Annotated in this window: 25 protein-coding genes and 5 tRNA genes; 10 read left to right on the forward strand and 20 right to left on the reverse strand. The window is 67.8% G+C overall.

The genetic code is table 11. The annotated features are described in order from the left end of the window. Positions 1–73 precede the first annotated feature (73 nt). A complete protein-coding gene (locus ACM2ZB_RS07170) occupies positions 74–1285 on the reverse strand; it encodes an NAD(P)/FAD-dependent oxidoreductase (protein ID WP_416057977.1) in 1212 nt (403 codons plus the stop codon). 283 nt (positions 1286–1568) lie between these two features. Here ACM2ZB_RS07170 and ACM2ZB_RS07175 point away from each other — a divergent pair, with 283 nt between their 5' ends. Next, positions 1569–2129 (forward strand): Rrf2 family transcriptional regulator, encoded by a 561-nt coding sequence (locus ACM2ZB_RS07175; RefSeq protein ID WP_313438434.1) that lies wholly within the window; start codon positions 1569–1571, stop codon positions 2127–2129. Between the two features lie 34 nt (positions 2130–2163). On the opposite strand, the gene ACM2ZB_RS07180 is transcribed toward ACM2ZB_RS07175, so the two are convergent. After that, positions 2164–2238, reverse strand: a tRNA-Gly gene (locus tag ACM2ZB_RS07180). Between the two features lie 300 nt (positions 2239–2538). Between ACM2ZB_RS07180 and ACM2ZB_RS07185 the strand changes: the two genes are divergently transcribed. After that, entirely contained in the window at positions 2539–3240 is a 702-nt protein-coding gene (locus tag ACM2ZB_RS07185) for a hypothetical protein (protein ID WP_416057978.1), read from the forward strand. A gap of 217 nt (positions 3241–3457) precedes the next feature. Here ACM2ZB_RS07185 and ACM2ZB_RS07190 read toward each other — a convergent pair. The 13 genes from ACM2ZB_RS07190 to ACM2ZB_RS07250 form a co-directional block, all read right to left on the reverse strand. Beyond that, positions 3458–3533, reverse strand: a tRNA-Gly gene (locus tag ACM2ZB_RS07190). A 695-nt stretch (positions 3534–4228) separates the two neighbouring features. Next, a complete protein-coding gene (gene pgsA, locus ACM2ZB_RS07195) occupies positions 4229–4855 on the reverse strand; it encodes a CDP-diacylglycerol--glycerol-3-phosphate 3-phosphatidyltransferase (RefSeq protein ID WP_313438444.1) in 627 nt (208 codons plus the stop codon). 17 nt (positions 4856–4872) lie between these two features. Further along, positions 4873–6717 (reverse strand): excinuclease ABC subunit UvrC, encoded by a 1845-nt coding sequence (uvrC, locus tag ACM2ZB_RS07200; protein WP_313438447.1) that lies wholly within the window; start codon positions 6715–6717, stop codon positions 4873–4875. Next, positions 6714–8126 (reverse strand): hypothetical protein, encoded by a 1413-nt coding sequence (locus tag ACM2ZB_RS07205; protein WP_416057979.1) that lies wholly within the window; start codon positions 8124–8126, stop codon positions 6714–6716. The genes uvrC and ACM2ZB_RS07205 overlap by 4 nt, the downstream gene beginning before the upstream one ends. Beyond that, positions 8123–8611 carry a low molecular weight protein-tyrosine-phosphatase gene (locus ACM2ZB_RS07210; protein ID WP_416057980.1) on the reverse strand — a complete coding sequence of 163 codons (489 nt, stop codon included), beginning with the start codon at positions 8609–8611 and terminating at the stop codon, positions 8123–8125. The genes ACM2ZB_RS07205 and ACM2ZB_RS07210 overlap by 4 nt, the downstream gene beginning before the upstream one ends. Further along, positions 8608–9381, reverse strand: coding sequence for a 3-deoxy-manno-octulosonate cytidylyltransferase (gene kdsB / locus ACM2ZB_RS07215; RefSeq protein WP_416057981.1), 774 nt, complete (start codon positions 9379–9381; stop codon positions 8608–8610). Before kdsB ends, ACM2ZB_RS07210 begins: the two co-directional genes overlap by 4 nt. A gap of 75 nt (positions 9382–9456) precedes the next feature. After that, a complete protein-coding gene (gene lpxK / locus ACM2ZB_RS07220) occupies positions 9457–10476 on the reverse strand; it encodes a tetraacyldisaccharide 4'-kinase (protein ID WP_313438457.1) in 1020 nt (339 codons plus the stop codon). Continuing rightward, positions 10476–12224 carry a lipid A export permease/ATP-binding protein MsbA gene (gene msbA / locus ACM2ZB_RS07225; protein ID WP_416057982.1) on the reverse strand — a complete coding sequence of 583 codons (1749 nt, stop codon included), beginning with the start codon at positions 12222–12224 and terminating at the stop codon, positions 10476–10478. The genes lpxK and msbA overlap by 1 nt, the downstream gene beginning before the upstream one ends. Beyond that, positions 12221–12643: a biopolymer transporter ExbD gene (locus ACM2ZB_RS07230; RefSeq protein ID WP_313438463.1), complete on the reverse strand. Its 423-nt coding sequence runs from the start codon at positions 12641–12643 to the stop codon at positions 12221–12223. Before ACM2ZB_RS07230 ends, msbA begins: the two co-directional genes overlap by 4 nt. A gap of 3 nt (positions 12644–12646) precedes the next feature. Continuing rightward, positions 12647–13312, reverse strand: coding sequence for a MotA/TolQ/ExbB proton channel family protein (locus ACM2ZB_RS07235; protein ID WP_313438466.1), 666 nt, complete (start codon positions 13310–13312; stop codon positions 12647–12649). A 3-nt stretch (positions 13313–13315) separates the two neighbouring features. Further along, a complete protein-coding gene (locus ACM2ZB_RS07240) occupies positions 13316–15715 on the reverse strand; it encodes a DNA internalization-related competence protein ComEC/Rec2 (protein ID WP_416057983.1) in 2400 nt (799 codons plus the stop codon). An 82-nt stretch (positions 15716–15797) separates the two neighbouring features. Further along, complete coding sequence (locus tag ACM2ZB_RS07245; RefSeq protein ID WP_416057984.1) at positions 15798–17141, reverse strand: sensor histidine kinase; 1344 nt, start codon at positions 17139–17141, stop codon at positions 15798–15800. Between the two features lies 1 nt (position 17142). Then, positions 17143–17814 (reverse strand): response regulator transcription factor, encoded by a 672-nt coding sequence (locus tag ACM2ZB_RS07250; protein ID WP_313438475.1) that lies wholly within the window; start codon positions 17812–17814, stop codon positions 17143–17145. A gap of 144 nt (positions 17815–17958) precedes the next feature. On the opposite strand from ACM2ZB_RS07250, the gene ACM2ZB_RS07255 reads away from it, so the two are divergent. Then, a complete protein-coding gene (locus tag ACM2ZB_RS07255; RefSeq protein WP_416057985.1) occupies positions 17959–18729 on the forward strand; it encodes a MipA/OmpV family protein in 771 nt (256 codons plus the stop codon). Positions 18730–18762: 33 nt separating this feature from the next. Next, on the forward strand, positions 18763–19050 hold the full coding sequence (locus ACM2ZB_RS07260; protein ID WP_313438481.1) for a hypothetical protein: 288 nt from the start codon (positions 18763–18765) through the stop codon (positions 19048–19050). A 15-nt stretch (positions 19051–19065) separates the two neighbouring features. On the opposite strand, the gene ACM2ZB_RS07265 is transcribed toward ACM2ZB_RS07260, so the two are convergent. Beyond that, the gene (locus ACM2ZB_RS07265) at positions 19066–19206 is read right to left on the reverse strand and encodes a hypothetical protein (protein WP_313438484.1); all 141 of its coding nucleotides are present in this window, start codon (positions 19204–19206) and stop codon (positions 19066–19068) included. Positions 19207–19321: 115 nt separating this feature from the next. Here ACM2ZB_RS07265 and ACM2ZB_RS07270 point away from each other — a divergent pair, with 115 nt between their 5' ends. From ACM2ZB_RS07270 to ACM2ZB_RS07290, 5 genes are all read left to right on the forward strand, one after another. After that, on the forward strand, positions 19322–19891 hold the full coding sequence (locus tag ACM2ZB_RS07270; RefSeq protein WP_416057986.1) for a peroxiredoxin family protein: 570 nt from the start codon (positions 19322–19324) through the stop codon (positions 19889–19891). 11 nt (positions 19892–19902) lie between these two features. Then, positions 19903–20097, forward strand: coding sequence for a hypothetical protein (locus ACM2ZB_RS07275; RefSeq protein ID WP_313438489.1), 195 nt, complete (start codon positions 19903–19905; stop codon positions 20095–20097). A 65-nt stretch (positions 20098–20162) separates the two neighbouring features. Beyond that, a complete protein-coding gene (locus ACM2ZB_RS07280; protein WP_313438492.1) occupies positions 20163–20354 on the forward strand; it encodes a hypothetical protein in 192 nt (63 codons plus the stop codon). 273 nt (positions 20355–20627) lie between these two features. Then, positions 20628–20924 carry a hypothetical protein gene (locus tag ACM2ZB_RS07285; protein ID WP_416057987.1) on the forward strand — a complete coding sequence of 99 codons (297 nt, stop codon included), beginning with the start codon at positions 20628–20630 and terminating at the stop codon, positions 20922–20924. Positions 20925–20993: 69 nt separating this feature from the next. Then, the gene (locus tag ACM2ZB_RS07290) at positions 20994–21473 is read left to right on the forward strand and encodes a hypothetical protein (protein WP_416057988.1); all 480 of its coding nucleotides are present in this window, start codon (positions 20994–20996) and stop codon (positions 21471–21473) included. 115 nt (positions 21474–21588) lie between these two features. On the opposite strand, the gene ACM2ZB_RS07295 is transcribed toward ACM2ZB_RS07290, so the two are convergent. From ACM2ZB_RS07295 to uvrB, 3 genes are all read right to left on the reverse strand, one after another. Beyond that, positions 21589–21663, reverse strand: a tRNA-Val gene (locus tag ACM2ZB_RS07295). A 98-nt stretch (positions 21664–21761) separates the two neighbouring features. Then, positions 21762–21836: transfer RNA gene (locus ACM2ZB_RS07300), tRNA-Val, on the reverse strand. Between the two features lie 105 nt (positions 21837–21941). Continuing rightward, the gene (gene uvrB, locus ACM2ZB_RS07305; RefSeq protein WP_416057989.1) at positions 21942–23972 is read right to left on the reverse strand and encodes an excinuclease ABC subunit UvrB; all 2031 of its coding nucleotides are present in this window, start codon (positions 23970–23972) and stop codon (positions 21942–21944) included. A 151-nt stretch (positions 23973–24123) separates the two neighbouring features. Here uvrB and ACM2ZB_RS07310 point away from each other — a divergent pair, with 151 nt between their 5' ends. Continuing rightward, a complete protein-coding gene (locus ACM2ZB_RS07310; protein ID WP_416057990.1) occupies positions 24124–24639 on the forward strand; it encodes a GspH/FimT family protein in 516 nt (171 codons plus the stop codon). 59 nt (positions 24640–24698) lie between these two features. Here the strand turns inward: ACM2ZB_RS07310 and ACM2ZB_RS07315 are convergent. Further along, a tRNA-Asn gene (locus ACM2ZB_RS07315) sits at positions 24699–24775 on the reverse strand. Between the last annotated feature and the right edge of the window lie 30 nt (positions 24776–24805).

A 24805-nucleotide genomic window follows, 5' to 3' on the forward strand; every position in this document is an offset into this window, starting at 1 on the left:
GGGTGAAGTGGGGATGAAGAACGAACAGCGCCCCCTTTGCGGAGGCGCTATCTGGAAACCCTTCGCCCCGCTCTCAGGCCACCACGATCCGCAGCGGATCCGCCGACGCCAGGATCTCCGCACGCTCACCCGTGGGCGGATAGATCCATTCGGTGTTGATGCGGGTCTTCAGCGCCTTGGCTTCGGCACCGGCCAGCACCACCTGGCGATCCCAGCCCTCGGTGTAGACCGCGCCCCACGGCCCCAGGTCCAGGCAGGTCACGTACTTGGGCTGCGCATAGTCAATCATCGCTTCCCCCAGCAGGTCAGCGGCAGCGTTGTGGCCGGCGGAGCGACCCAGGTTCATCGCGTGCTGGCAGGACATCATCGCCACGTTGCCTTCGTCATCGGTGGCGGCATGCGCGCAGTCGCCGGTAGCGAACACTGCGTCGACACCGTTCGCCTTCAGGGTGCGATCCACATGCAGGCGACCGACGGCATCGTGCTGGCCGGGAATCTGCTCGGTCAATGCACTGGCGCGCGCACCCGCCGTCCAGATGACGGTGGCGGCGTCGATGCGCTCACCACTCTCGAGGGTCACGCCCACGGCATCCACGCGGGCCACGCCCGAGCCCAGGCGCCAGGACACGCCCAGCTCGGTCAGGGCCTGGGTGATCACTGGCCGCGGGCCTTCGCCCAGGTCCGGGCCCAGCGCATCGGCGCGCTCGACCAGGATGACCTCGACGGCCGCATCGGCACCCAGCACCTCGCGCAGGCGTGCGGGCATTTCGGCCGCCGTTTCAATGCCGGTGAAACCTGCGCCTGCAATCACCACCGTGTTGCGGGCAACACTCTGCGGGCGATCAGCAAGGCCTTCCACGTGCGCCTGCAGGCGTGCTGCATCGGCAATCTGATCGACGTTGAAGGCGTGCTGCTGCAGGCCAGGAATGGGCGGGCAATTCAGGCGGCTACCGGCTGCCAGCACCAGGCGGTCGTAGTGCAGCGTCTGCACGACGGCATCCGCACCGGCGCCGATCACCTGCACCTGCTGGCTGGCGACATCGATGTGTTCGACGCGGCCGGCAAGATAGCGCACGCCCACGGCATCGAAGATGGCCTGCAGCGGCGCCTTCATGCGCTCCGGCCCCTTTTCGTACAGGCGCGGGCGCACATGCAGTTCCGGCGCGGGCGCAACCAGCACGATCTCCACATCACGGCGCGCGGCCTGGTCGAGAAGACGGGCGGCGGCAAGCGCGCTCCACATGCCGGCAAAGCCGGCGCCGATGACAAGAATGCGTTGGGACACGGGTGGAAATCCTTCTGGGAATCAGAGTTCGGGCGCCCGGTGCGCAAGGGGCACGGGCGAGGCTGATGTGCCGGGCCGGCGCGGCACATAACGCGGATCATATGAGTCCGCGTTATGTGCCACAAGCACCTGATGGCGGCGCCGTTCAGCCCAGCGCGCCCCAGGCGGCAGTGTTTCCCAGCCACAACGCCAATGAAATCAATGTCCTGCATGGGGTGCCGCGCGCTTGCGGCCGGTAACTCAGGCCTCTATAGTCCGCGTTATATTTTTCTGGACCGGTCCCATGGCCCATATCGGAACGGGTGTCGAGTACGCCCTGCACTGCCTGCTGTGGCTGGTACCACCGCTGGAGCAACGGCCCAGCAGCCGCGACCTGGCCGAACTGCAGGGCGTGCCGGCGGCCTTCATGGCGAAGATCTTTCCGAAGCTGGAGAAGGCGGGCATCGTCGAATCCACCGGGGGCATCCGCGGCGGCTACCAGTTGGCGCGTGCGCCCGAAGACATCAGCGTGCTGGATGTGGTCGACGCCGTTGAAGGGCAGAAGGCGCTGTTCGACTGCCAGGAGATTCGTGGGCGCTGCGCGCTGTTCGACGGTGCCCCACCCCGCTGGGCCAACCGCGGTGTATGCGGCATCCATGCGGTGATGATCAACGCACAGAAAGCCATGCGCGAAGAACTGGCGCGTTCCAGCCTGGCCTCGATTGCCGAGGGCGTGCAGGGCAAGGGACGCCCGGCGAGTTTTGCCGGTGACGTGCAGGAATGGTTTGCGGACCGCCAGGTGGCACGCGAGGAAGCGCGCATCACCGGCATGCGTTCGCGCGCGTCGGCGCAGGACGATGATTGATCTGCGCGGGCACTGACGCGCATAACGAAAAATCTGGAGCGGGAAACAAGACTCGAACTCGCGACCTCAACCTTGGCAAGGCTGCGCTCTACCAACTGAGCTATTCCGCAGGGTACAGATCGATTTGCGTCTGAGGGCTGGCACTACCTCAAAGATTGGCTGGCCGTTTCGCGTCGGCCGGACACGTTCGCGCTGCATACGAACATGAGCTTTTGCCCCCACCCTTTTCGGACTATTTGCATGGTCCCTTCCCGCTCAATGTAGCAAGGTACGAGAACCCATCCGGAACGGGCGCACGGCCAAATGACCCGGCAGATACTGATCCAGACGTTTGGGACTGATGGATTCGTCAAGCAGAAGTACGATTGAATTACAGGATTGGTCTCCGGTCAGCACGGGAAAAAAGAAAGTGACTACGCTTGACGACATTACCCGGAACCTCGCTGATACATTCCCTCGGCACAAGGTCTTCCTGGAACTCAAGGAGATTCCTCGAGGGGTAACACTGCCAAGAAGCTGGGAGAATTTCGGACTCAGGCCTGAGGTCGCCCCGGTGTTCCCTGATAGCTGGAATTCATTCTCCAATGAGCTCCCATCGACAATTGCACTGTTCAACGACTGCTTGCTGGGCACCGCACTACTGCTAGGTGATGACGTTGAGCTGGCATATATCTTTCACGACGGAAGCAGCCTCTATTACTACGTAGGCGGAAGGCCCGTCGAAGATGGATCCACAGAGACCTTTCAGTTCAAACATCTGCCCAGCAGACTGCAGGACTTCTATCGCGAAGTGCACGACGGGTACACCTTCTTCCCTGCGCGCTCCATGGGACCGCAACGCCTTGTTGACCAGTCACGGGTCTCGGAACTGGTCGATGAGGCAGACGACTCTTTTGCGGCAGCTTGGATCACCGTATTTTCGAACGGTGGCGGAGACTATCTCGCAGTGAATGCCGACAGCCATGGGCATTCCGGTGGCCTGATCTGGTGGCATGAGAATCCTGCAACTCCAGAATTCGGCATTGATATCTTCAGTGTAATGGATGCATGGATGGGAATTTTCCTGGAGGACACCAAGCCTCGTGCGCAGGTGAATGGCAAGCCCTGCTAGCTGCCCACCCGCCTCGGCCCTTTTCCATTGACAGTGGACGTGCCTGAGACCAAGTCAGGCTCGCGGCGGTGGTCGACTGGCCTGACGAACAAGCGTTGATGCCCCATGCCTTCACACAAACATCGAGCAACTCCCAGACCCAGGCCACAATCAGCTCAATGCGCCTCGGTGACCCACAACGAAAAACGCCCCCTTGCGGGAGCGTTCTTCTTGAATCTGGAGCGGGAAACGAGACTCGAACTCGCGACCTCAACCTTGGCAAGGTTGCGCTCTACCAACTGAGCTATTCCCGCTTGGGAGGCGAAATTCTACCTGTTCTGGGAATGGCGTCAAGCGGTTTTTTGGGGGGGGAATTTTGTGGTGCTTCGGCATGGCGTATCCACGCATGGCGTGGATCTACTACGGCGCGCGATGTGTCGGTGGATCCACAGCATGCGTGGATGCATCGAAGCCGGCGGACCCACGCCCTCCGTGGATGCATCGAACCCAGTAGATCCACGCCGTGCGTGGATACATCGAGCCGGGCCGATCCGCGCCATGCGTGGATGCATCGAAGCCGGCGGACCCACGCCCTCCGTGGATGCATCGAACCCAGTAGATCCACGCCATGCGTGGATACATCGAGCCGGGCCGATCCGCGCCCTCCGTGGATGCATCCAAGCCGGTGGATCCACGCCCTCCGTGGATGCATCGAACCCAGTAGATCCACGCCATGCGTGGATACATCGAGCCGGGTCGATCCGCGCCCTCCGTGGATGCATCGAAGCCGGTGGATCCACGCCCTCCGTGGAGGCATCGAACCCAGTAGATCCACGCCATGCGTGGATACATCGAGCCGGGTCGATCCGCGCCATGCGTGGATACATCGAGCCGGACCGATCCACGCCCTCCGTGGAGGCATCGAACCCAGTAGATCCACGCCATGCGTGGATGGATGCAACCGTGGGGTCAGAGCCCTTTCCTGCGGAAAGGGATCCGACCCCGGTGCTCAGTTGCCCAGCTTCTTCTGCCGCGCACGCTCGCGTGCGGCGCGTTCGTCGTCGCGCAGGCTCGGCCACGCTGCGTGCAGGTACTGCAGGCCCGACCACAGGGTCAGCACGGCGGCGATGGCCAGGGTCCAGTCGCCGATATGGAACACCGGCGGGCCCATCCAGATGTCATCCACCGGCACGTTCGGCGCCACCGAATACAGCAGGCACAGCAGCGCCACCATCTGTGCGGTGGTCTTGACCTTGCCGATCATCGCCACGCGCACCTTGGCGCGCTGGCCCAGCTCGGCCATCCATTCGCGCAACGCGGATACCGCGATCTCACGACCGACGATCACCGCCGCCCAGAACGCCATCCACGGCGTGGGGTGGCCCTGCACGATCAGGAACAGCGCCACGGCCACCATCAGTTTGTCCGCCACCGGATCCAGGAAGGCGCCGAACGCCGATTCCAGCTGGTAGCGGCGGGCAATCCAGCCATCGAGCCAGTCGGTGATCGCGGCCAGGCCGAAGATCGCCGCAGACGCGAAGTTGGTCCAGGTGTAGGGCAGGTAGAACACCAGCACCAGCACCGGGATCATCACGATCCGCAACAACGTCAGCCAGGTGGGCAGGGTCAACTTCATGCGGCTTGCTTCTCTCTCTACTCGGCCGGGTCAGGCGTGGCCAACCCGTGCAGGTTAGCGTAGATGCGTGCAGCGAGGGCGTCATTGATGCCCTCGACCTTGGCGATTTCGGCTTCACCGGCCGCTTTCAGGCCGACCAGGCCGCCGAAATGCTTCAGCAGGCTGGCACGCCGGCGCGGGCCAATGCCGGCGATGTCTTCCAGCTTGCTGGTCATGCGTGCCTTCTGGCGGCGCCCGCGGTGGCCGGTGATGGCGAAGCGGTGCGCTTCGTCACGTACCTGCTGGATGAACTGCAGGGCCGGGTTGGCGGCACCGGGGCGCAGTTCGCGGCCATCGGGCATCACCAGCGCCTCGTGGCCGGCACGGCGCTCCACACCCTTGGCCACGCCCACCAGCAGCACGCCTTCCACGCCCAGGTCGGCCAGTGCGGCCTGGGCCTGGGCCAGCTGGCCGGCACCACCGTCGATCAGCAGCACATCGGGCAGCACGCCCTGCTCCTCCACCGCACGGCGGAAGCGGCGGTCGATGGCCTGGCGCATGGCGGCGTAGTCATCGCCGGGCTCGATGCCGCTGATGTTGAAGCGGCGGTACTGCGCACGCACCGGGCCGGCGGCATCGAACACCACGCACGAGGCCACGGTGGCCTCGCCCATGGTGTGGCTGATATCGAAGCACTCCACCCGCTTGACCGGCTCGGCCAAGCCCAGCATCTCGCGCAGGGCTTCGCTGCGCGCGTGCTGCGCGTTGCGGCTGTTGACCTCGGTCAGCAGGGTCAGCTGCGCGTTGCGGCTGGCCAGTTCCAGGTAGCCGGCGCGTTCGCCGCGCACGCTCCACTTCAGCTGCACCTTGCGCTCGGCCGAGGCGGACAGCGCGGCCACCAGCAGATCGGCATCGGGAATCTGCCGGTCCAGCAGGATCTCGCGCGGCGGCTCGAATTCGATGTAGTACTGCGACACGAAGGCGGCCAGCACTTCTTCCGGGCTTTCCTCGCCATTGGTGCGCGGGAAGAACGGTCGGGTGCCGAGGTTGCGGCCATCACGGAAGGCCAGCAGCAGCACGCAGGCCTGCGAGCCCTGCATGGCCACGGCCAGCACGTCCAGGTCGGCGGCGCGGCCATCCACGTACTGGCGGGTCTGCATGCTGCGCAGCGAGGCGATCAGGTCGCGCAGGCGCGCGGCCTGCTCGAATTCCAGCGCTTCGCTGGCGCTCTGCATCTGCTCGCCCAGTTCGCGGGTCAGCTCATCGCTCTTGCCTTCCAGGAACAGCGCGGCACGGCGCACCGATTCGGCGTACTCGCCGGCCGGCACCAGGTCCACGCAGGGCGCGCTGCAGCGGCCGATCTGGTACTGCAGGCAGGGCCGCGAACGGTTGCGGAACACGCTGTCCTCGCAGCTGCGCAGCTTGAACAGCTTGTGCATCAGGTTCAGCGTTTCACGTACTGCGGTCACCCCGGGGTACGGCCCGAAGTAACGGCCGGGAATGGCGCGCGGGCCACGATGCAGGGCAATGCGCGGCCAGTCCTCGCGGGTCAGCAGTACGTGCGGATAGGTCTTGTCGTCGCGCAGGGACACGTTGTAGCGCGGCGACAGCGACTTGATCAGCTGGTTTTCCAGCAGCAGTGCTTCGGCTTCCGAACGGGTGACGGTGACGTCCATCCGCGCGATCTGCGACAGCATCGACATGATGCGCGCGTTCTTCGGGCTGCCGTTGAAATAGCTGCCCACGCGGTTGCGCAGCGCACGCGCCTTGCCCACGTACAGCAGGGTGTCGTCGGCGGCGTACATGCGGTACACGCCGGGGGCGGTACTCAACTGGGCCGCGAAGGCCTTGCCATCGAAGGCCGGGGCGGAACCTGCATTCATTCGCTGATCGGCACTTCGCTGAGCACGCCGCTTTCGGGGTCGAAACGCAGCACGGCGTGCGCGTCGGTCTCGGCAATCCACACCGCCCCGGCACCCACGGCCAGGCCGGCAGGGCCGTGCAGGCGGCGCGGCAACGGCAGGGTGACCAGATCGCCACCGCCCAGGCGCAGGGTGCGCAGGCGGCCGTTGCCGGTGTCGGCAATCCAAAGCACCGGCGCATCCGGGCTGAGGGCAATGGCCTGCGGGAACTGCAGGCTGGCCTGCGAGCGCGGGCCGTCGTCTTCACCGAAGCGCCAGGTGCCCTGCCCGATCAGGGTCTGCACCAGGTCGCCACGCAGCTGCACCGCACGGATGGACGATCCCAGCGCGTCGGCCACGTACAGCACCTGCTGCACCACCGCCAGCGCGGTTGGCTGGGCGAAGGCGGCCATGTGGCCACTGCCATCGCGCTCATCGATGGCGCCGCTGCCGGCGCGCCACTGCAGGCTGCGCAGGCCCAGGTGGAAGCTCCACAGGCGGTTGTCACCGGCCATGGCGATATGCAGCTGGTTGTCGGCGATGGCCAGGCCCACCGGATGATCCAGCGCGACCTGCCGCGGCTGCGCCACCGGGCCTTCCACCGGCGTGCCGGGGCGGCCATTGCCGCACAGCGTATCGACCTGGCCGGTGGCCAGGTTGATACGGCGCACGGCGTGGTTGCCGGTGTCGGCCACGTACAGCGATTCACGTTCCAGGGTGAGCCCCTGCGGGCGATGGAAGGCGGCCTCGGCCAGGTTGCCGTCCATGAAATCGGCGGTACCCAGCCCGAACTGGCGCAGCACGCGCCCGCCATGGCTGCATTCGAGGATGCGATGGCGGCCGCTGTCGGCGATGTACAGGCGATCGCGGTTGACCGCCAGACCGGCCGGGAAACGCAGCGTGTGGGGCAGTTCGGGATGAAGTTCGCTGCCGCCGCGCGGCGGCGCCATCGGCGCACCTTCGCACAGGTCGTTCAGGGCGCGCTCCAGATCACCGGCTGCGCCCAGGCCGACCAGTCGCTGCTGCTCGCGGCCCTGTGCGTCCAGCAGGATCATCGTCGGCCAGGCCGTTACGCCGAAGCGGCGCCAGCCATCCCAGTCGCCATCCAGCAGCACCGGCATCGACAGGCCCTGCCGGCGCAGCAGCTTCAGCGCGGCCTCGGCATTGCGTTCGAAATCGAAGCGCGGCACGTGCAGCACCAGCGGTTGCAGGCGGCCGGGGTTGCGCGACAGCCATTGGCCGAACTCGGCCAGGCGCTGCATGCTCCAGGCCGATGCGGCGTTGACGAACAACAGCGCCACCGGCCGACCGCGCAGTTCGGTCAGGGTGCAGGGGGCGGCATTGAGCCAGGTGGCAAACTCGGGCAGGTCCTGGACAGGCTGTGCGTTCATGGCCTGATTATGCCGGAGTCGGCGTCATGCAACAGTCGTGCCACGGCACGTTCGGCGGCCTGGTCGACCATGGCCCAGACCCGTTCGAAGTGGTCCTGGCCGCCGGTATAGGGATCGGGGATGGCGGCGGGGCCCTGCCCGCCCGACCATGGCAGGTACAGGGACAGGCGCTGGCGCTGGGCCGCCGTGGCCAGCCGCGCGGCATCGCGCAGGTTGGCCTCGTCGGCGCACAGGATCCAGTCGAAGTGGTCGAAGTCCTGCGCCTGCAGCTGGCGGGCGCGCAGGCCGGCGATGTCCACGCCATGCCGCGCGGCACAGGCAATGGCGCGCCGGTCCGGCGGCTCGCCCACGTGCCAATCGCCGGTGCCGGCCGAATCGACCTGCACCCGGCCGTCCAGCGGCGAGTCCTGCAGGCGGGCGCGCAGTGCGCCTTCGGCCATCGGCGAGCGGCAGATGTTGCCCAGGCAGACCACCAGCAGCTTCATCGCGCAGCCATCGACTGCAGCAGCGCCTCGGCGCGGGCCAGGTCGTCCGGCGTGTCGATGCCCGGCGGGAAGGCCTCCGGCGAAATCGCCACGCTGATCGGGAAACCGGCTTCCAGCACGCGCAGCTGCTCCAGCGCTTCCACCTGTTCCAGCTGGCCCGGCGGCATGGCCGCGAACTGCTGCAGGAAGCCGGCGCGGTAGCCGTAGATGCCGATGTGGCGCAGCCAGCGATGGCCGTCCGGCAGCACGTCGCGGCTGTGCGCGAACCCATCGCGGTGCCAGGCGATGGGCGCGCGGCTGAAGTACATCGCCTCGTTGCGCACGTTGCGCACCAGCTTCACCACGTTCGGGTCGAACAGGGTGTGGGCATCTTCGACGGTGGTCGCCAGGGTCGACATCGGCGCCTCGCCCTCGACCAGCGCCTGGGCCACCGCGCGGATGCCGGCGGCCGGTGCGAAGGGTTCATCGCCCTGCAGGTTGACCACCACGGTTTCGTCGGCCCAGCCAGCGATGCGCGCGCATTCGGCCAGGCGGTCGGTGCCGGAGGCGTGGGTGGTGGCCGTCATCGCCACCTTCACCTCGTCCAGCCCATCCAGCACGTCGGCAATGCGGGTGTCATCGGTGGCCACCCAGACCTCGCGGGCACCGGCCTGCAGCGCGCGGCGCGCCACATGCAGCACCAGCGGTTCGCCGCCCAGCAGGCGCAGCGGCTTGCCCGGCAGCCGCGAGGCGGCATAGCGGGCCGGAATGGCGACAACGAATTCGGTCATGCGGGCGGTACTCGGCAGGCGCGATACAGCAGGAATGCGGCCGGCGGCGGGCGAATGCAAGCGCCGCCCGGCCGCTCAGTTCGGGCGCAGCTTGTCCAGGCGGTCGGTCAGGGCCACCCAGAAGGCGGCCGGCAGCTCCGCGCGCAGGGGCACCGCGTAATGCCAGTCGTTGCCGAAGGCGCGGCACTTCACGGCGTCCTTCTCGGTCATCAGCACCGGCAGCTGGCTGCCGAAAGACAGGTCCTGCGGCTGGTAAGCCTGGTGGTCGGCGAAGGCATGCGGCACCACGCCGATGCCGCGTGCGCGCAGCATGTCGAAGAAGCGCTGCGGATGGGCGATACCGGCCACCGCATGCACGCGCTGGCCTGCGAAGTACGCCAGCGGCCGGGCGCGGCCACCGGCCAGCGGTTGCGCGCTGTCGATGTGCAGGGCCATCGGCCACTGTCCGAAACCACAGGCCTGGGCAGCGCTGGCCTCATCGGCCTGGCCCAGGTTGACCACGCGGAAATCGCATTCGTCGGCGCGGCTGACCGGCTCGCGCAGCGGCCCGGCGGGAATCATCCTGCCGTTGCCGTAGCGGCGCTGGGCGTCGACCACTTCAATCTCGATATCGCGTTCGAGCCGGTAGTGCTGCAGGCCGTCGTCGCAGACGATGACATCGCAGCCGGCGGCGATCAGGGCCTTGCCGGCCGCCACGCGGTCGCTGTCCACGCGCACCGGCACGCCGGTCTTCCAGGCGATCAGCACCGGTTCGTCGCCGCCCAGGGCGGTGGGCGTATCCGCTTCCACCCAGCGTGCCTTGTCCGCTTCTTCGCGGCCGTAACCACGGCTGGCCACGCCCGGCTTCCAGCCGGCCGCACGCAGGCGGTCGACCAGGGCGATGGTCAGCGGCGTCTTGCCGGTGCCCCCCGCGGTGATGTTGCCGACCACGATGACCGGCACCGGCAGGGTATGGCGCTTGAACCAGCCACGGCGGTAGAGCCGCCGGCGCAGACCGGCCACGCCCGCATAGAGCGGGGCCAGCAGGCGCATCGGCCACGGAACCGGGCTGCCGTCATACCAGTACGGCGGGGTCTGGGTGCCCTTGCCTGCCATCAGTCCTGCCTTTCGCGGAACTGCATGCTGTGCAGGTGCTGGTACAGGCCGCCCATTGCCAGCAGTTCCTTGTGGGTACCCCGCTCGACGATGCGGCCGTGGTCCATCACCAGCACCTGGTCGGCGTGTTCGATGGTGGACAGGCGGTGCGCGATCACCAGCGTGGTGCGCTCGGGCATCAGGCGCTGCAGCGCGTCCTGCACCAGGCGCTCGGATTCGTTGTCCAGCGCGGCGGTGGCTTCGTCCAGGATCAGGATCGGCGCGTCACGCAGGATCGCGCGGGCGATCGCCAGGCGCTGGCGCTGGCCGCCGGACAGCAGCGCGCCGTTCTCGCCCACCGGCGTCTGCAGCTGCTGCGGCATGCGCGCGATGAATTCCCAGGCATTGGCCGCTTCGGCCGCCGCGCGGATCTGTTCATCGGTCGCATCCATGCCGTAGGCGATGTTGGCGGCAATGGTGTCGTCGAACAGCATCACCTTCTGCCCGACCATGGCCACCTGGCGGCGCAGGTCGGCCAGCGGGTAGTCATCCAGGGCCACGCCGTCGAGGGTGATTACGCCGCCGCTGGGTTCGTAGAAGCGCGGTACCAGCCGGATCAGGCTGGTCTTGCCGCTGCCGGAACGGCCGACGATGGCAGTGACGGTACCGGGCCTGGCGACGAAAGTGATGTCGTCCAGGGCGATGCCGCTGTCGGCGCGGTAGCGCAGCATGACATGGTCGAAGGCCAGTTCGCCGCGTGCACGCTGCAGGGCCTTGCGCCCCTGGTCACGCTCGACCGGCATGTCGATGATGCCGAACAGGCGTTCGGCCGCGGCCACGCCGCGCGAGATCGAGGTCTGCACGCTGGTCAGGCGGCGCAGCGAGGGAATGATGGCCATCATCGAGGTCATCAGGCCCATGAACTGGCCGGCGTTGAGCTTGCCGGCCAGCGCTTCGCGGGTGGACACCCAGACGATCACCGCCAGCGCCAGCGCGGCCAGGAACTGGACCACGCTGGAGGCCGCCGCACGGGTCACTTCCACCTTCATGTTCAGCGCCAGCATGCGGTTGGCCAGGCGCGAATAGCGGCCGATCTCGTGCTGCTGGGTGCCGTGCACCTTCACTTCCTGCTGCGCGGCCAGCGACTGCTCGGCGGTCTGCGCCATGGTGCCCATGCCGTCCTGGATGCCGCGGCTGATGCGCCGGTAGCGCTTGCCGACGTAGGACACGATGGCGCCGATCAGCGGCACCACCAGCAACATGGCCAGGGTCACCTTGACGCTCATCTGCAGCATCACCACCAGCATGGCGATGATGGTCAGGGTGTCGGCCACCATGGTCTTCAGCGCATCGGCGCTGGCCTGGGTGACCTGTTCGGTATCGAAGTTCAGGCGGCTGACCATCACCGGCGTCGCTTCAGTATCGAAGTGCGAGGACGGCAGGTGCAGGTACTTGTCCAGCACCTGCTCACGCAGGTCACGGACCACGCTGCGGCCGGTCTTTGCCAGCGTGTAATCGCTGACCCAGGTCGCCAGGCTTCGCATCAGGAACAGGCCAAGGATGGTCAGCGGCAGCACGACGGCAGCGCGCGGCTGCGGGTCGACAAAGCCCTCGTTGACCAGCGGCTCCATCAGCTTGGTGAAGTGATAGCCGGCCAGGGCTTCGACCACCATCGCGATGACCGCGGCCACCATGAACACCCAGTAGGCCCGGGTATAGCCCAGCAGTCGTTTGTAGATCGGCCACACCGGCGCGTGTTTGGAACTCATGGACGCACCTCTGGCGCTGTTGCGATTGCGATACGGCGGAAGCCGAGCTGGCCCAGCGCATCCTGCGCGGTCACCACGGCCTGGTAAGGAGTGCGCGCGTCGGCGCGCAGCAGCACGGTCTGTTCACGGTCGCTGCCGGCCACCGCCGCGATGGTCTGCTTCACCGACTCGACATCGGTGCGCAGCACTTCCTGGTCGTTGACGAAGTAGCGGCCATCGGCGTTGATCAGCACGCTGAGCGAACGCGGGGCTTCGCTGTTGTGCTGGTCACTGGCGGTGGGCAGCTGCACCTGCAGCGTCGAACGCGCATCGAAGGTGGTGGTGACCACGAAGAAGATGATCAGCACCAGGATGACGTCGATCAGCGGAACCAGATCGATATGCGGCTCATCCTGGGATCGGTCGTTGCCGATGCGCATCGATCAGGCCTTGGCCGTGGCGGCAGGGGCGGCGGCACGCGCGGCCGGGGCCGGGTTCATCACCCCCGGACGCTGGTCCAGGGTATCCAGCAGGGCGCTGGCTTCCTGTTCCATTTCCACCACGTAACCGTGGATGCGGCCCTTGAAGAAGCGGTGGAACATCAGTGCGGGAATGGCCACGATCATGCCGGTGGCGGTGCACACCAGCGCCTTGCCGATGCCGCCGGCCAGCTGGTTCACGTCGCCCACGCCATGGTCGAGGATGCCCAGGAACATCTGGATCATGCCGATGACCGTGCCCAGCAGGCCCAGCAGCGGGCCGGCCGAGGCGATGGTGCCCAGCGCATTGAGGAAACGCTCCATGCGGTGGACCAGGTGGCGGCCGGTGTCCTCGATGCGCTCGCGGATCTGGTCGCGCGGGCGGTTGCGGGCTTCCAGCGCCGCGGCCAGCAGCGCGCCCAGCGGCGAGTTGGCGCGCAGGGTCTGCAGGTGCGCAGGGTCGAGCTTGCCGCGTGCGGCCCAGTTGCGCACTTCCTGGCCCAGGCCAGGCGGCAGCACCTCAGCGCGGCGCAGGGACCAGAAACGCTCCAGGACAATCGCCAAAGCCAGTACACCCAACAGCAGCAGCGGCACCATCGGCCAGCCACCGGCCTTGACCAGTTCCCACACGTTTCAACCCTCCGGCCCAACGGCCGCTTGTTCGATCGGCGATAGGATAGCAGCCGACCGCGCCCGCCCAGCGGCATCCCACCACCGGGCCGCATGGATACGCTGTTCACGCACCTGCAGGCCTTGTGCGCCAAGCCATACGCGGATCGCGCCGGACTCGGCCGTGGCCAGCACTTCGGCCCCGGCAGCGTTCCAGCGCTGGACCACGTCACGTTTCGGGTGGCCGAAGCGGTTCTGGTGCCCGGCCGAGACCAGCGCCAGCCGTGGGGCGACGGCCCTGACCCAGGGCGCGGTGGAGCTGCCGCCGCTGCCGTGGTGCGGAACCAGCACCACATCGGCCTTCAGCGCGGCGGGCGCGGCCTGCAGCAGCGCCTGTTCGGCCGGGCGGCCGATATCGCCGGCCAGCAGCACCACCCCATGGCGGCTGGCGACGCGCAGCACGCAGCTGTCCTCGTTGCCGGCGTCGGCGCTGCCCGCAGCCGGGTGCAAGACCTCGAAATCGACCCCGTCCCAGTGCCAGCGCAGACCCTGCTGGCAGGAACGCGCGCCGGCGATGGTGCTGCCCGGCGGCGCAAGCAGCTGCAGGCCCGGCAGCTGCCGGCGCAGGCTGGGCAGGCTGCCGGTGTGGTCCAGGTGGTCGTGGCTGAGCATCACCTGCTGCGGCACCGCCTGCCCCAGCGCACGCAGGGCCGGGATGAGGATCCGCTCATTGCCTTCACCACCGGTCGGTGGCCCCACGTCGTACCAGAGCGCATGCCCGGCCGTGCGCAGCAGCACGGCCGTGCCCTGCCCCACATCGTGCACCAGCAGTTCCAGTTCACCTTCGCCCGGCGCGGCACGCGCCGGCCACAGCAGCGGCAGGCACAGCAGCAGGCCCGCCAGGCCTCCACCGGCGCCACGCGGCAGCAGCCACCAGAACACGCCCAGCAGCGCCGCCGGTACCGCCCAGCCCGGGGCTTCGGCCAGCCACCACATGGCCTGCGGGTGCAGCGCCAGCGGCTGCAGCAGCTGCCAGCTCAGATCGAACAGCCAGGCCGCGGCGCGCCACGGCCAACGCCCGGCACCGTCGTGCAGCACCTGCAGGCCGGTGCCGAGCAGCGCCAGCGGCACCACCAGCAGGGTCCACCACGGGATGATCGGCAGGTTCACCAGCGGCCCCACCCGCGCGGTGCCGCCAAACAGCGCGACCGCCAGCGGCAGCAGGCCCACGCTGGCCACGCCCTGTGCGGCGAGAAAACCACGCACCCCGCCGCTGGCCCCTTCCGGCCCGGCCCAGGGCAGGCACCACATCAGCCACAACACCCCGCCGAAGCTGAGCCAGAAGCCAGCCGCCAGCACCGACAGCGGCGCCGGCAGCAGCATCACCGCCGCCGCCAGCGCCAGGCCCTGCCCCGTGCCCAGCGGGCGCCGCCCGGCACGCGCCAGGGCCACCACGCCGATCATCAGCGCCGCGCGCACCGTGGGCAGCGCGCCGCCGGCGGCCACGGCATAGGCGGTGGCGGCCAGCACCGCGCCCCACGCAGCGGCCTGCGGGCGCGGCCAGACCCGGCCCAGCAGCGGGCACAGCCACCACAACACGCGGCACAACAGCACGCCGAACCCGGCCACCACCCCCACATGGAACCCGGATATGGCTACCAGATGGGTCAGGCCCAGCGCGCGCAGGTGCTCCCAGTCGGTGGCGGACAGGCCGCGGGTGTCGCCCAGCGCCAGGGCCTGGACGAACCGTGCGGCAGGATGCGCCACCTGCGTCTGGATGGCCGCACTGGTCCGTTCCCGCCAGGCCGGCAGGCCGTGCGCTGGCCGCAGTTCACGTGCGCTGGCGGGGTCGCGCACGGTGCCGTTGCCGGCCACGCCGCGCAGCAGCGCATGGCGTTCGCCGTCGAAGCCGCCGGGATTGATGCGCGAACGCGGCGCACGCACGCGCAACGCCAGTTCCCACTGCGATCCCGCGCGCAGGGCATGGCGCCCGCCCTCGACCGGCACCTGGGTCGGCCCGCGCATCGCGTCGTTCCAGGTGACCTGCAGGCGCTTGCCGTGCAGGGAGGGCAGCGCGCCGCCCTGCTCCACCTGCAGCACGAAGCGCGTGTAGCCGGGGCCACGCTGCGGCAGGTCGATCACCCGGCCGCTGACCCGCACATCCTGCGCGGCCTGCCCGGCAGGCAGCTGCGCCTGCAGCGCCCAATGCCCATGCAGCGCCCCCCATGACAGGCCGAACAACGCTGCGGCAACGGCCCGGCCACGCCAGCGCAGCGTCCAGCCCGCGCCGCCTGCCAGGCACAGCGGCAGGCACAGCCACAGCGGCAGCAGGACCGGCAGCTGCACGCAGGCCAGAGCGCCCAGCACCAGGCCGGCGATACAGCCACGGCCCAGCGCCGGTGGAGCGGATCGTTCGGCAACCATCCGCGCAGCCTGACGCGCTGCGCACTGGCAGGGTTATCGGGCCTTGCCGCGCGCGGGTGTCAGCGCAGCGGCCGGTGTGATGTCAGCGGCGCACGCTGCCGCGATGGAAATTCACCCGGAAGCTGGCGCCCCCGCCGACGGCTTCGCCGACGCTGACCGTCCCGCCGTGGTGCTGCACGATTTCCTTGACCAGGTGCAGGCCCAGGCCGCTGCCGCTGCCGGCCGCGCGCAGGCGATGGAAGGGCTCGAAGATGGCTTCGCGGTCCCCCACCGGCACGCCGGCGCCCTGGTCGCTGACTTCCAGCAGCCCCAGCGCATCCAGGCGCACACAGATGGTGCCGCGCCCGCCGCCATGGACGATGGCGTTGTGCACCAGGTTGGCCAGCACCCGGCCCAGCGCCAGGCCGTCGCCGTGGATCCACACCGATGCATCCGGCGCATCCACTTCGAACCCATAGCCCGCGCCCACCACCAGCGGCGCCAGGTCGGCCGCCGCCTCGCGCACCACGTGGGCCAGGTCCAGCCGCTGCAGCGCGGTGACGTTGCGGTCCAGGCGCTGCAGGTCCAGCAGGTGTTCGGCAACATTGCCCAGCCGGGCCACGTCGGTCAGCAGCTGCGATTTCAGTTCGCCCTGCGGCAGCTGCGACAAGCGCGCCTGCACGACGGCGATCGGCACGCGCAGTTCATGCGCGGCATCGGCCAGGAACTTGTCGCGCGCGGCGTAGCCTTGCTGCACCTTGTCGATGGCATCGTTGAAGGCACCCACCAGCGGCGCGATCTCGGTGGATACCAGCTGTTCGTCCAGGCGCGCGCCCGGCTGGCCGATGTCCAGTTCCTTGGCCTGCTGCGCCAGCCGGCGCACACCGCGCATCGCGCGATGGATGACGGTGGGCATCACCAGCAGCGTGACCACGATCAGCGGCAGGAAGAACCACAGGCCGATCAGGCGCAGCACCATCAACGCGCCATCCACCAGACCGCCCTTGGGCGCACCACCGGCCATCACCGTGATGCGGCGGCCATCTTCGTTGCGGATCATCACCCGCGCCACATCCAGGTAGGGCGGCACCAGCGAACCGACCTCGGTCGCGCCCAGTGCCGGCAGGCGCGCCAGCAGCGGCGCGTGGATGGCCGGCACCTTGCCGCGCTCCAGCCACGTGCCGCGGTCATCGACCGCGACGAACCACAGGTTGCCGCCTGCGCGGGCGTCCAGCGCCTGCCAGCGCGGCTCGTCCAGCACCAGGCGCCCGCCCTGGCTGTGCACCGCCTTGGCCACGTCCTCGGCGGTGAACATGTCCATGCCCCAGGATTCCTTGTCGCCCCAGGTGAGGATCAGCGCCACCACCGCGAACAGCACGGTGAAGGCCTGCGCCAGGAACAGGCGCCAGGCCAGGCCGAGGGTGATCGAACGGATCTGCCGGGCCACCTCAGGCCTCCGCCAGCAGGTAGCCGACACCGCGGATGACGTGGATCTCCACGCCGGCGCCGGCCTGCTGCAGCGCCTTGCGCAGCTTGGAAATGTGCGCATCCAGTGCGTTGGACTGGATCTCATCGTCAAAACCATACACCGCCGCTTCCAGCGCACTGCGGGTAACCGTGCGCCCCTGCCGCATCGCCAGCGCCTGCAGCACCAGCACCTGCCGCCGCGGCAGGGCCAGTGCCTGGCCGCCGACCTGGGCCTGCAGCGATTCGAAATCGAATTCGAGATTGCCCAGGCGCAGGCTGGGCGTGACCATCGCCGACGGCCGCCGCGACACCGCGCGGATGCGGGCCATCAGCTCTTCGATCGCCACCGGCTTGACCAGGTAGTCATCGGCACCGACATCCAGGCCTTCCACCTTGTCCGACAGCGTGCCCTTTGCGGTCAGCATGATCACCGCCAGGTTCGGCCGCAGGCCGCGCGCGGTGGCCACGAAGCTGGCGCCGTCGCCATCGGGCAGCTGGCGGTCGAGCAGCAGCAGCTGGTGCACCGGCTCGCGCAGGGCCAGCGCCGCCTCGGCCAGGCTGCCGACCACGTCGGTGACCACGCCCTGCCGCTCCAGCCCGGACTGCAGGGCACGGGACAGATCGGGATCGTCTTCGACCAGGAGGATGCGCATGCGGGACTCGGCTACCGGAAACGGTGCCGATCATAGTGCCTGCCGCGTGCAGATGATGCGCCGGGACGAACATTGCGGCAGCGCAATGTTCCGACAATGTTGCCCGTGCAGGATGCTTGGCGTTCTCCTGCAAAGCACCCTTCGATGCTCCCGTTGCCTTCTGCCCTGCTGCGCCCCCTGCTGTGCACCGTCGTTCTCTCCACGCCGCTGCTGGCCAAGGCCCAGGAACAACAGGCACCGGGCGTGCAGGCCGGCATCACCGTCGGTGCGACCACCGGTGCGTACGCGCACTACGATGACAAACCGCTGGTGGTGCCGGCACTGGCATGGCAGGGCAAGCGCTTCTTCGCCAGCCCCGGCTCGCTGGGCATGTACCTGTTCAAGGACGAAGGGCTGCGCGTTTCGGCCGTGGTCACGCCCTACACGCTGCGCTTCAAGACCGATGATGTGAACGATGCACAGCTGCGCCGCCTGCACAGCCGGCAGATGTCGGCCATGGCCGGCGTCAATGCCGAGTACAGCGGCGACTGGGGCGCGCTGGCCGCCAGCGTGAAGCGCGAAGTGAGCGGGCACGGCGGCGGCCTCGAATCCAGCCTGCACTACAGCTACCCGATCCAGGCCGGCCGTTTCACCTGGGTGCCGCGCGTGGGCGTGGTGCATTCCAGCGCACGCCTGCTCGATTACTACTACGGCATCAGCGACGAAGAAGCGCTGCGCTCGGGCCTTGCCGCCTACACGCCGGGCAGCGCCACCTCGCCCAGCCTGCAGATCGCGGTCAGCACGCCGCTGGGCACGAAGTGGCGTGCGACCGGCGTGGTCGCCAACCAGTGGTTCGGTGATGCGGTCAAGGACAGCCCGATGGCGCGTCGCGGCGCGCAGACCTCGGCTTTCATTTCCCTGATGCGCTCGTTCTGATCGAGCGCCCTGCACAGGACAAGGACACTCCCGATGGCCTCCGTCTCCCCCACCGCCGATGCGCACGCGATCCTGCATGCACCCGACCTGGACAGCGCCGAGCGCGTCTATCTTGGATTGATGCCGGACCTGGCCCATATCGATGCGCTGGCGCGACGCGCCCTGGGCCTGTCGCGCGCCGCCGATGCCGCGCGCGGCTATGCCCTGTCGATGACCCTGGTCGGCCTGCGCCTGCAGGAACTGGAAATGGACGAACCCTGCGCCAAGGCGCACCGCCAGGCCACCCTGCACAGCCTGCGCCAGGCCTTCGCCGCCGCCTGAGCGCGGCGCCCGTTTTCAGCGGTACGTGGTCCAGGCCAGCACGGCCGACAGCAGCGCAACCCACGCCACGGCCTTGAACGTGCCCTGCAGCATGTTGCCGCCGAACAGCAGTTCCAGCAGCGCATTGGGATGGGACACCGGTGCGTGGTCACTCATGGCGAGGCTCCTTCGGATGGAAACGGACAGCAACAGGTCGACTGCAACAAAAGCTTAACAACACCAGTGTCGTTTCCGGTATGGTCGATACCAACGCTGCGTTCAAGGATGATCGATGTTGAAGCGTGCACTGTTCCCGGTAGTTGCCGTGGTGCTGGCGGTCCTGGTCATCGCCTTGTCCTGGCAGAACCGCCAGCTGCGAGAGATCAACGAGCAGATGGCCGTGCAGATGCGGCAGAGCCAGCTGGATGCACATGGCCTGGCGCCGGGCACCCGCCCCGAGCTGCTGACCCTGCGCACCACACAGCAGACCCAGGTGGATATCGGCGGCCCACGCGCCGTTCCGCAGATCCTCTACTTCTTCTCCAGTGCCTGCCGCTACTGCCTGGCCTCGTTGCCGCAGCTGCAGGAAATCGCCGCCGCGCGGGGAACCGCCGAACTTGTTGGCGTCGGCCTGCCGCCGTATGACCGTCTTGCCGACTATGCCGGCACGCACGCGCTGCGGTTTCCGGTGGCGGTGGACAGCGCAGGCGATGTCGCCAAGCGCTACCGCGCCACGCTCACCCCCATGCTGATGGTGCTGGCTGCCGATGGCAGCGTCGCCTACAAACACGTCGGCCAGCTCGACGCGGACACCGTCCGCGCCGTTGCTGCCGCATTGGACCCGGGAAGCCAAACACACTGAAGGAGATACGCATGACCAGGAAGAAGACGCTGTTCTCGTCCATCGCCGGCATCGTCATTGTCGCCGCCATGTCGTTCGGTGTTGCCCAGGCCTTCGCCTCGCCGGTGAAGAAGGGCTTCGCACCGGGTTGCGTGGATACCCCCGGGTGCACCTTCGGCGGCAACGGCCGCGCCGGTGGCTCGCGCATCTGCTGCGTCGCCAACTGATTCTGTTTCGACCCCGTCCCCGAACGCGGGGACCTCATGCTGCTCACCACATCTTGGAGATACACATGATCGGAAAGAAGAAGCTGCTCTCCTCCATCGCCAGCGTCGTCGTGGTTGCCGCAATGGCGCTGGGCGCTGGCCAGGCCTTCGCCACCTCGCCCAAGACCGGGCTGGCCCCGGGCTGCGAAGAACACCCGTCCTGCACCTATGGCAATGGCGGCAAGTGGGGCCTGGTAGCCTGCTGCGACCCGATGTGATCAACCACGGCTTCACCGCCGCCTGATCAAAGCCCTCCCGCTGCAGCGCCCGAACCCCTGGCTTCCCGGCCAAGGGCCTGCAGCGGAGGGTGTGGCCATCCCGCACTGGCCACTGGACCGGACCGCCCCATCGGGCGGTCCGGTGCGTTCAGGCCCCCGGTTTCATCCCCGCCGGGCGCGATTGGCGCACGCTTTTCCCGGCTTCGTCGCATACCGGTTTCGATGCCCCCACGGCGGTGCCACGCTGGGCTCCCCTCTCCGGAGCACCGTGCCATGCCGATGCTTGTCCTGCTGCTGTTGCACGCCGCGCTGTCCGGCGTGGATGCCGGCGCCACCGATGCCGGTTCGCCGATTCAAAGCGGGCCGGCTCAAAGCGGGCTGGCACAAACCGGGCTGGCGCCGGTGGCCCGCATGCAGGCCCAGGTGCTGCTGCGGCAGGACAGCCTGCTGCAGTGGGAACGCGGGCAGGACAGCGGCAGCGGAGTGCACGCACTGCGCGTGTCGCACAAGGTGGACGGCCGCTGGCAGCTTCGCCACCGGATCAGCTTCGGCGCGCCTGCCAGCCACTGAGCGCCAGCCGGGATTCATCCTCACCGGCCGCGACGATGACAGCATGGCGTCCTGTCGAAAGGATGCGCCATGAAGACCTGGATCGTTGCCAGGAGTGTGCTGTTGCTGGCCGTCGTGCTGCTCGCGGCCTGCTGCCCGTTCGGCAGCGAAAAACAATCGCGCCCGGTCCATGTACACCCGCAGATGTCCCCCCCTGCATCGCGCGTGCTGGACGCCGGCTGTGTCCGCGAAGGCGCGCAGCTGCGGCGGCAGCTTGAAGCCGCGTACGTATCCCGCACCCGGCAGGAATGCGCGCAGCCGCAGCCATTTGCCGACCATCGCTTCGTCAACGCAATGGGCGAGCCCGTTGCGCCCGAGCGCGCCAGCCAGGCGCGCGCTGAACACGTGCAGCGTGTCTGCACGGCCGCGCAGGGAAAGGATGGCGGGCTTGCAGCCCTGTGCCCGGATTGCCGCAACAAGGCCGAAGACCGCGTGCGGCAATGCCGTGTGGACAAGGGGCTGGTGCGCAGCGAGCGAGCGGTGCGGGTGTGCCGGATGATCCAGTTCTGAGTGCGCCTGCGCATGGCCAGCCAATGGCATGCACGGAAAGACGCGCAACAAAAAAGCCGGCTCCAAGGCCGGCTTTCCTGTTCCCACCGCTGCACCGGCATTGCCGGGAGCCAGGTGGTGGGCGGTACAGGGTTCGAACCTGTGACCCCTACCATGTCAAGGTAGTGCTCTACCGCTGAGCTAACCGCCCATCTTGTTCTTGCCGCCCGAAAGCTGGCCCTGCTACGTAAAAACCCGGCGCCAGGGCCGGGCTTTTCAGTTCACGACAGCCCCTGTGAGAGGACTTCGTGGTGGGCGGTACAGGGTTCGAACCTGTGACCCCTACCATGTCAAGGTAGTGCTCTACCGCTGAGCTAACCGCCCGTTTTTGCTTCTGCATGTCCGCGATTGCGTCGGTGCAGGCCGCGTATATTACGGATGCCCGGGGGAAAGCGCAACACTTTTGTGAAGATTGCTGTGCTGCCGTGTTCAGCCCAGGCTGGCCTCCTTCAGCTGCCGGATCTGGTCGCGCACACGCGCGGCATCCTCGAATTCCAGGTCCTTGGCGTGCTGGTACATCTGCTGCTCCAGCGTCTTGAGCCGGGCAGCCAGCTGGGCCGGGCCCAGCGAGCGGTAATCGGCCGCATCCTCGGCCACCCCCGACTTGCCCTTGCCCTTCCCCTTGCCCTTGCGGGCCTCCTTCTCGGCGGCCTCCGAACGGGCGCCTTCCAGTACGTCCACGATCGGCCGGGCCACCGAACGCGGCACGATGCCGTGCTCTTCGTTGTACTCGACCTGCTTGGCGCGGCGGCGGTCGGTCTCGTCGATCGCCGCCTGCATCGAGCGGGTGATCTTGTCCGCATACAGGATGGCCTTGCCGCGCACATTGCGGGCGGCGCGGCCGATGGTCTGGATCAGCGAACCGGTGGAGCGCAGGAAGCCCTCCTTGTCGGCATCCAGGATCGCCACCAGCGACACCTCGGGCATGTCCAGGCCTTCGCGCAGCAGGTTGATGCCCACCAGCACATCGAACTTGCCCAGGCGCAGGTCGCGGATGATCTCCACGCGCTCCACCGTGTCCACGTCCGAATGCAGGTAGCGCACGCGGATGCCATGCTCGGTCAGGTACTCGGTCAGGTTCTCGGCCATGCGCTTGGTCAGCGTGGTGACCAGGACGCGGTCGCCGGCCTTGATCCGTTCGTTGGCCTCGCTCATCAGGTCGTCGACCTGGGTACCGACCGGGCGGATCTCCACCACCGGATCGATCAGGCCGGTCGGGCGCACCACCAGCTCGGTGATTTCATCACCGGCCTCGCGGTACTCGTACGGGCCCGGCGTGGCCGACACGTAGATCGCGCGCGGGCAGCGCGCTTCCCATTCCTCGAAGCGCAGCGGGCGGTTGTCCAGTGCCGACGGCAGGCGGAAGCCGAACTCGACCAGGGTCTCCTTGCGCGAGCGGTCACCCTTGAACATGGCGCCGATCTGCGGAATGGTCACGTGCGATTCGTCGATGACCAGCAGCGCGTCGGGCGGCAGGTAGTCGAACAGCGTCGGCGGCGGCTCGCCGGCGTTCTTGCCGGTGAGGTGCCGTGAGTAGTTCTCGATGCCGTTGCAGAAGCCCACCTCGGCCATCATCTCGATGTCGTAGTGGGTGCGCTGGGCCAGGCGCTGCGCCTCGACCAGCTTGTTCTGCGCATACAGCTGCTCCAGGCGCTCCTTCAGCTCCACCTTGATGGTTTCCACCGCCGCCAGCACGCGCTCGCGGGTGGTCGCATAGTGGGTCTTGGGGTAGACGGTGAAGCGCTGCATGTTGCGCATCGTCTCGCCCGTGAGCGGGTCGAACATCGTGATCTTTTCGACCTCGCCATCGAACAGCTCGATGCGCAGCGCTTCGCTGTCCGATTCGGCCGGGAACACGTCGATCACTTCACCGCGCACGCGGAACGTGCCGCGCTGCAGCTCGTATTCGTTGCGCGTGTACTGCAGCTGGGTCAGGTGGTTGATCAGGTCGCGCTGGTCGATGCGCTCGCCCTTGGACAGGATCAGGCGCAGCGACAGGTAGTCTTCCGGCGCGCCCAGGCCATAGATGGCCGACACCGTGGCCACCACGATCGCATCCGGGCGCGACAGCAGGGTCTTGGTCGCGGCCAGCCGCATCTGCTCGATGTGCTCGTTGATCGAACTGTCCTTCTCGATGAAGGTGTCCGACGACGGCACGTAGGCTTCCGGCTGGTAGTAATCGTAATAGCTGACGAAGTACTCCACCGCGTTGTGCGGGAAGAACGCCTTGAATTCACCGTACAGCTGCGCGGCCAGTGTCTTGTTCGGCGCCATGATCAGCGTCGGCTTCTGCACGTTCTGGATGACGTTGGCGATGGTGTAGGTCTTGCCCGAGCCGGTCACGCCCAGCAGGGTCTGCTTGGCGATGCCCGCTTCGAAATTGCTGGTCAGCTTCGCGATGGCGTTGGGCTGGTCGCCGGCCGGTGAATACGGCGAGACGAGTTGAAAACTGTCGCTCATGGTGTTGCCAGGTCCCGGGAACAATGAGTATAGCGGCCGCTTTGGTGACGGCCCGTTGAAGCATCCCCTGAACCAGACAGAGGGGATGTCCTGATGGTTGGCCCTGCCAGCACCGGCCAGGCTGATAGCCCGCCCCATGCTGGACGACCGGATGAATCGAACACCTGCAGCGGGCCATGCGCTGGCCGAACTGATGGTGGTCCTGCTGGTGCTTGCCGTGCTGGCCAGCATCGCCCATACCCCGTTCAGCGCCCTGCTCGGCCGCCTGCGCACCGATCAGCTGCGCATGCAGCTGCATGGCGCCCTGCACGTGGCGCGCAGCACGGCCCTGGACCAGCGGCGGACGATCGTGATCTGCCCCACCGGAGACGGACAGCTCTGCGGACAGGATTGGGCTCAGGGCTGGATGCTGCTGGCTGAATCTGCGGCCGGCAGCGGCGACTTCAAGGGCCCACCGGTCCTGCACCGCGCCCTGGACAGCCACCGCTCATTGAGCGCGGTGGGCAGCGACGGCCGCCCGCGCATCACCTACCGCGCGAACGGGCGCAGCGCCGGCAGCAACGCGCGCATACGCGTATGCCAGAGCGGCATGCGCCAGGCGGAAATCATCGTCAGCAACAGCGGGCGCGTGCGCTCGCTGCGTACGCCGGAGGACACGCCGTGCTGAGCGGAAATACGGGACGCAGAAACGCAGAAGCCGCGATTTCTCGCGGCTTCTGCAGGATCTGGCGCCCGAAGTTGGACTCGAACCAACGACCCCCTGATTAACAGTCAAGTGCTCTAACCGGCTGAGCTATTCGGGCGGGGAGGCGCATTCTAGTAGCTGCTTCACG

This window comes from Stenotrophomonas maltophilia (assembly GCF_047782825.1).
Taxonomy (GTDB): domain Bacteria; phylum Pseudomonadota; class Gammaproteobacteria; order Xanthomonadales; family Xanthomonadaceae; genus Stenotrophomonas.

Excerpts from the sequence above, each read along its gene's own strand:
- ACM2ZB_RS07175 (WP_313438434.1), top strand. The coding sequence starts at position 1,569 with ATGGCCCATATCGGAACGGGTGTCGAGTACGCCCTGCACTGCCTGCTG.
- pgsA (WP_313438444.1), bottom strand. The coding sequence starts at position 4,855 with ATGAAGTTGACCCTGCCCACCTGGCTGACGTTGTTGCGGATCGTGATG.
- uvrC (WP_313438447.1), bottom strand. The coding sequence starts at position 6,717 with ATGAATGCAGGTTCCGCCCCGGCCTTCGATGGCAAGGCCTTCGCGGCC.
- ACM2ZB_RS07205 (WP_416057979.1), bottom strand. The coding sequence starts at position 8,126 with ATGAACGCACAGCCTGTCCAGGACCTGCCCGAGTTTGCCACCTGGCTC.
- ACM2ZB_RS07210 (WP_416057980.1), bottom strand. The coding sequence starts at position 8,611 with ATGAAGCTGCTGGTGGTCTGCCTGGGCAACATCTGCCGCTCGCCGATG.
- kdsB (WP_416057981.1), bottom strand. The coding sequence starts at position 9,381 with ATGACCGAATTCGTTGTCGCCATTCCGGCCCGCTATGCCGCCTCGCGG.
- lpxK (WP_313438457.1), bottom strand. The coding sequence starts at position 10,476 with ATGGCAGGCAAGGGCACCCAGACCCCGCCGTACTGGTATGACGGCAGC.
- msbA (WP_416057982.1), bottom strand. The coding sequence starts at position 12,224 with ATGAGTTCCAAACACGCGCCGGTGTGGCCGATCTACAAACGACTGCTG.
- ACM2ZB_RS07230 (WP_313438463.1), bottom strand. The coding sequence starts at position 12,643 with ATGCGCATCGGCAACGACCGATCCCAGGATGAGCCGCATATCGATCTG.
- ACM2ZB_RS07240 (WP_416057983.1), bottom strand. The coding sequence starts at position 15,715 with ATGGTTGCCGAACGATCCGCTCCACCGGCGCTGGGCCGTGGCTGTATC.
- ACM2ZB_RS07250 (WP_313438475.1), bottom strand. The coding sequence starts at position 17,814 with ATGCGCATCCTCCTGGTCGAAGACGATCCCGATCTGTCCCGTGCCCTG.
- ACM2ZB_RS07255 (WP_416057985.1), top strand. The coding sequence starts at position 17,959 with ATGCTCCCGTTGCCTTCTGCCCTGCTGCGCCCCCTGCTGTGCACCGTC.
- ACM2ZB_RS07260 (WP_313438481.1), top strand. The coding sequence starts at position 18,763 with ATGGCCTCCGTCTCCCCCACCGCCGATGCGCACGCGATCCTGCATGCA.
- ACM2ZB_RS07265 (WP_313438484.1), bottom strand. The coding sequence starts at position 19,206 with ATGAGTGACCACGCACCGGTGTCCCATCCCAATGCGCTGCTGGAACTG.
- ACM2ZB_RS07270 (WP_416057986.1), top strand. The coding sequence starts at position 19,322 with ATGTTGAAGCGTGCACTGTTCCCGGTAGTTGCCGTGGTGCTGGCGGTC.
- ACM2ZB_RS07275 (WP_313438489.1), top strand. The coding sequence starts at position 19,903 with ATGACCAGGAAGAAGACGCTGTTCTCGTCCATCGCCGGCATCGTCATT.
- ACM2ZB_RS07280 (WP_313438492.1), top strand. The coding sequence starts at position 20,163 with ATGATCGGAAAGAAGAAGCTGCTCTCCTCCATCGCCAGCGTCGTCGTG.
- ACM2ZB_RS07285 (WP_416057987.1), top strand. The coding sequence starts at position 20,628 with ATGCCGATGCTTGTCCTGCTGCTGTTGCACGCCGCGCTGTCCGGCGTG.
- ACM2ZB_RS07290 (WP_416057988.1), top strand. The coding sequence starts at position 20,994 with ATGAAGACCTGGATCGTTGCCAGGAGTGTGCTGTTGCTGGCCGTCGTG.
- uvrB (WP_416057989.1), bottom strand. The coding sequence starts at position 23,972 with ATGAGCGACAGTTTTCAACTCGTCTCGCCGTATTCACCGGCCGGCGAC.
- ACM2ZB_RS07310 (WP_416057990.1), top strand. The coding sequence starts at position 24,124 with ATGAATCGAACACCTGCAGCGGGCCATGCGCTGGCCGAACTGATGGTG.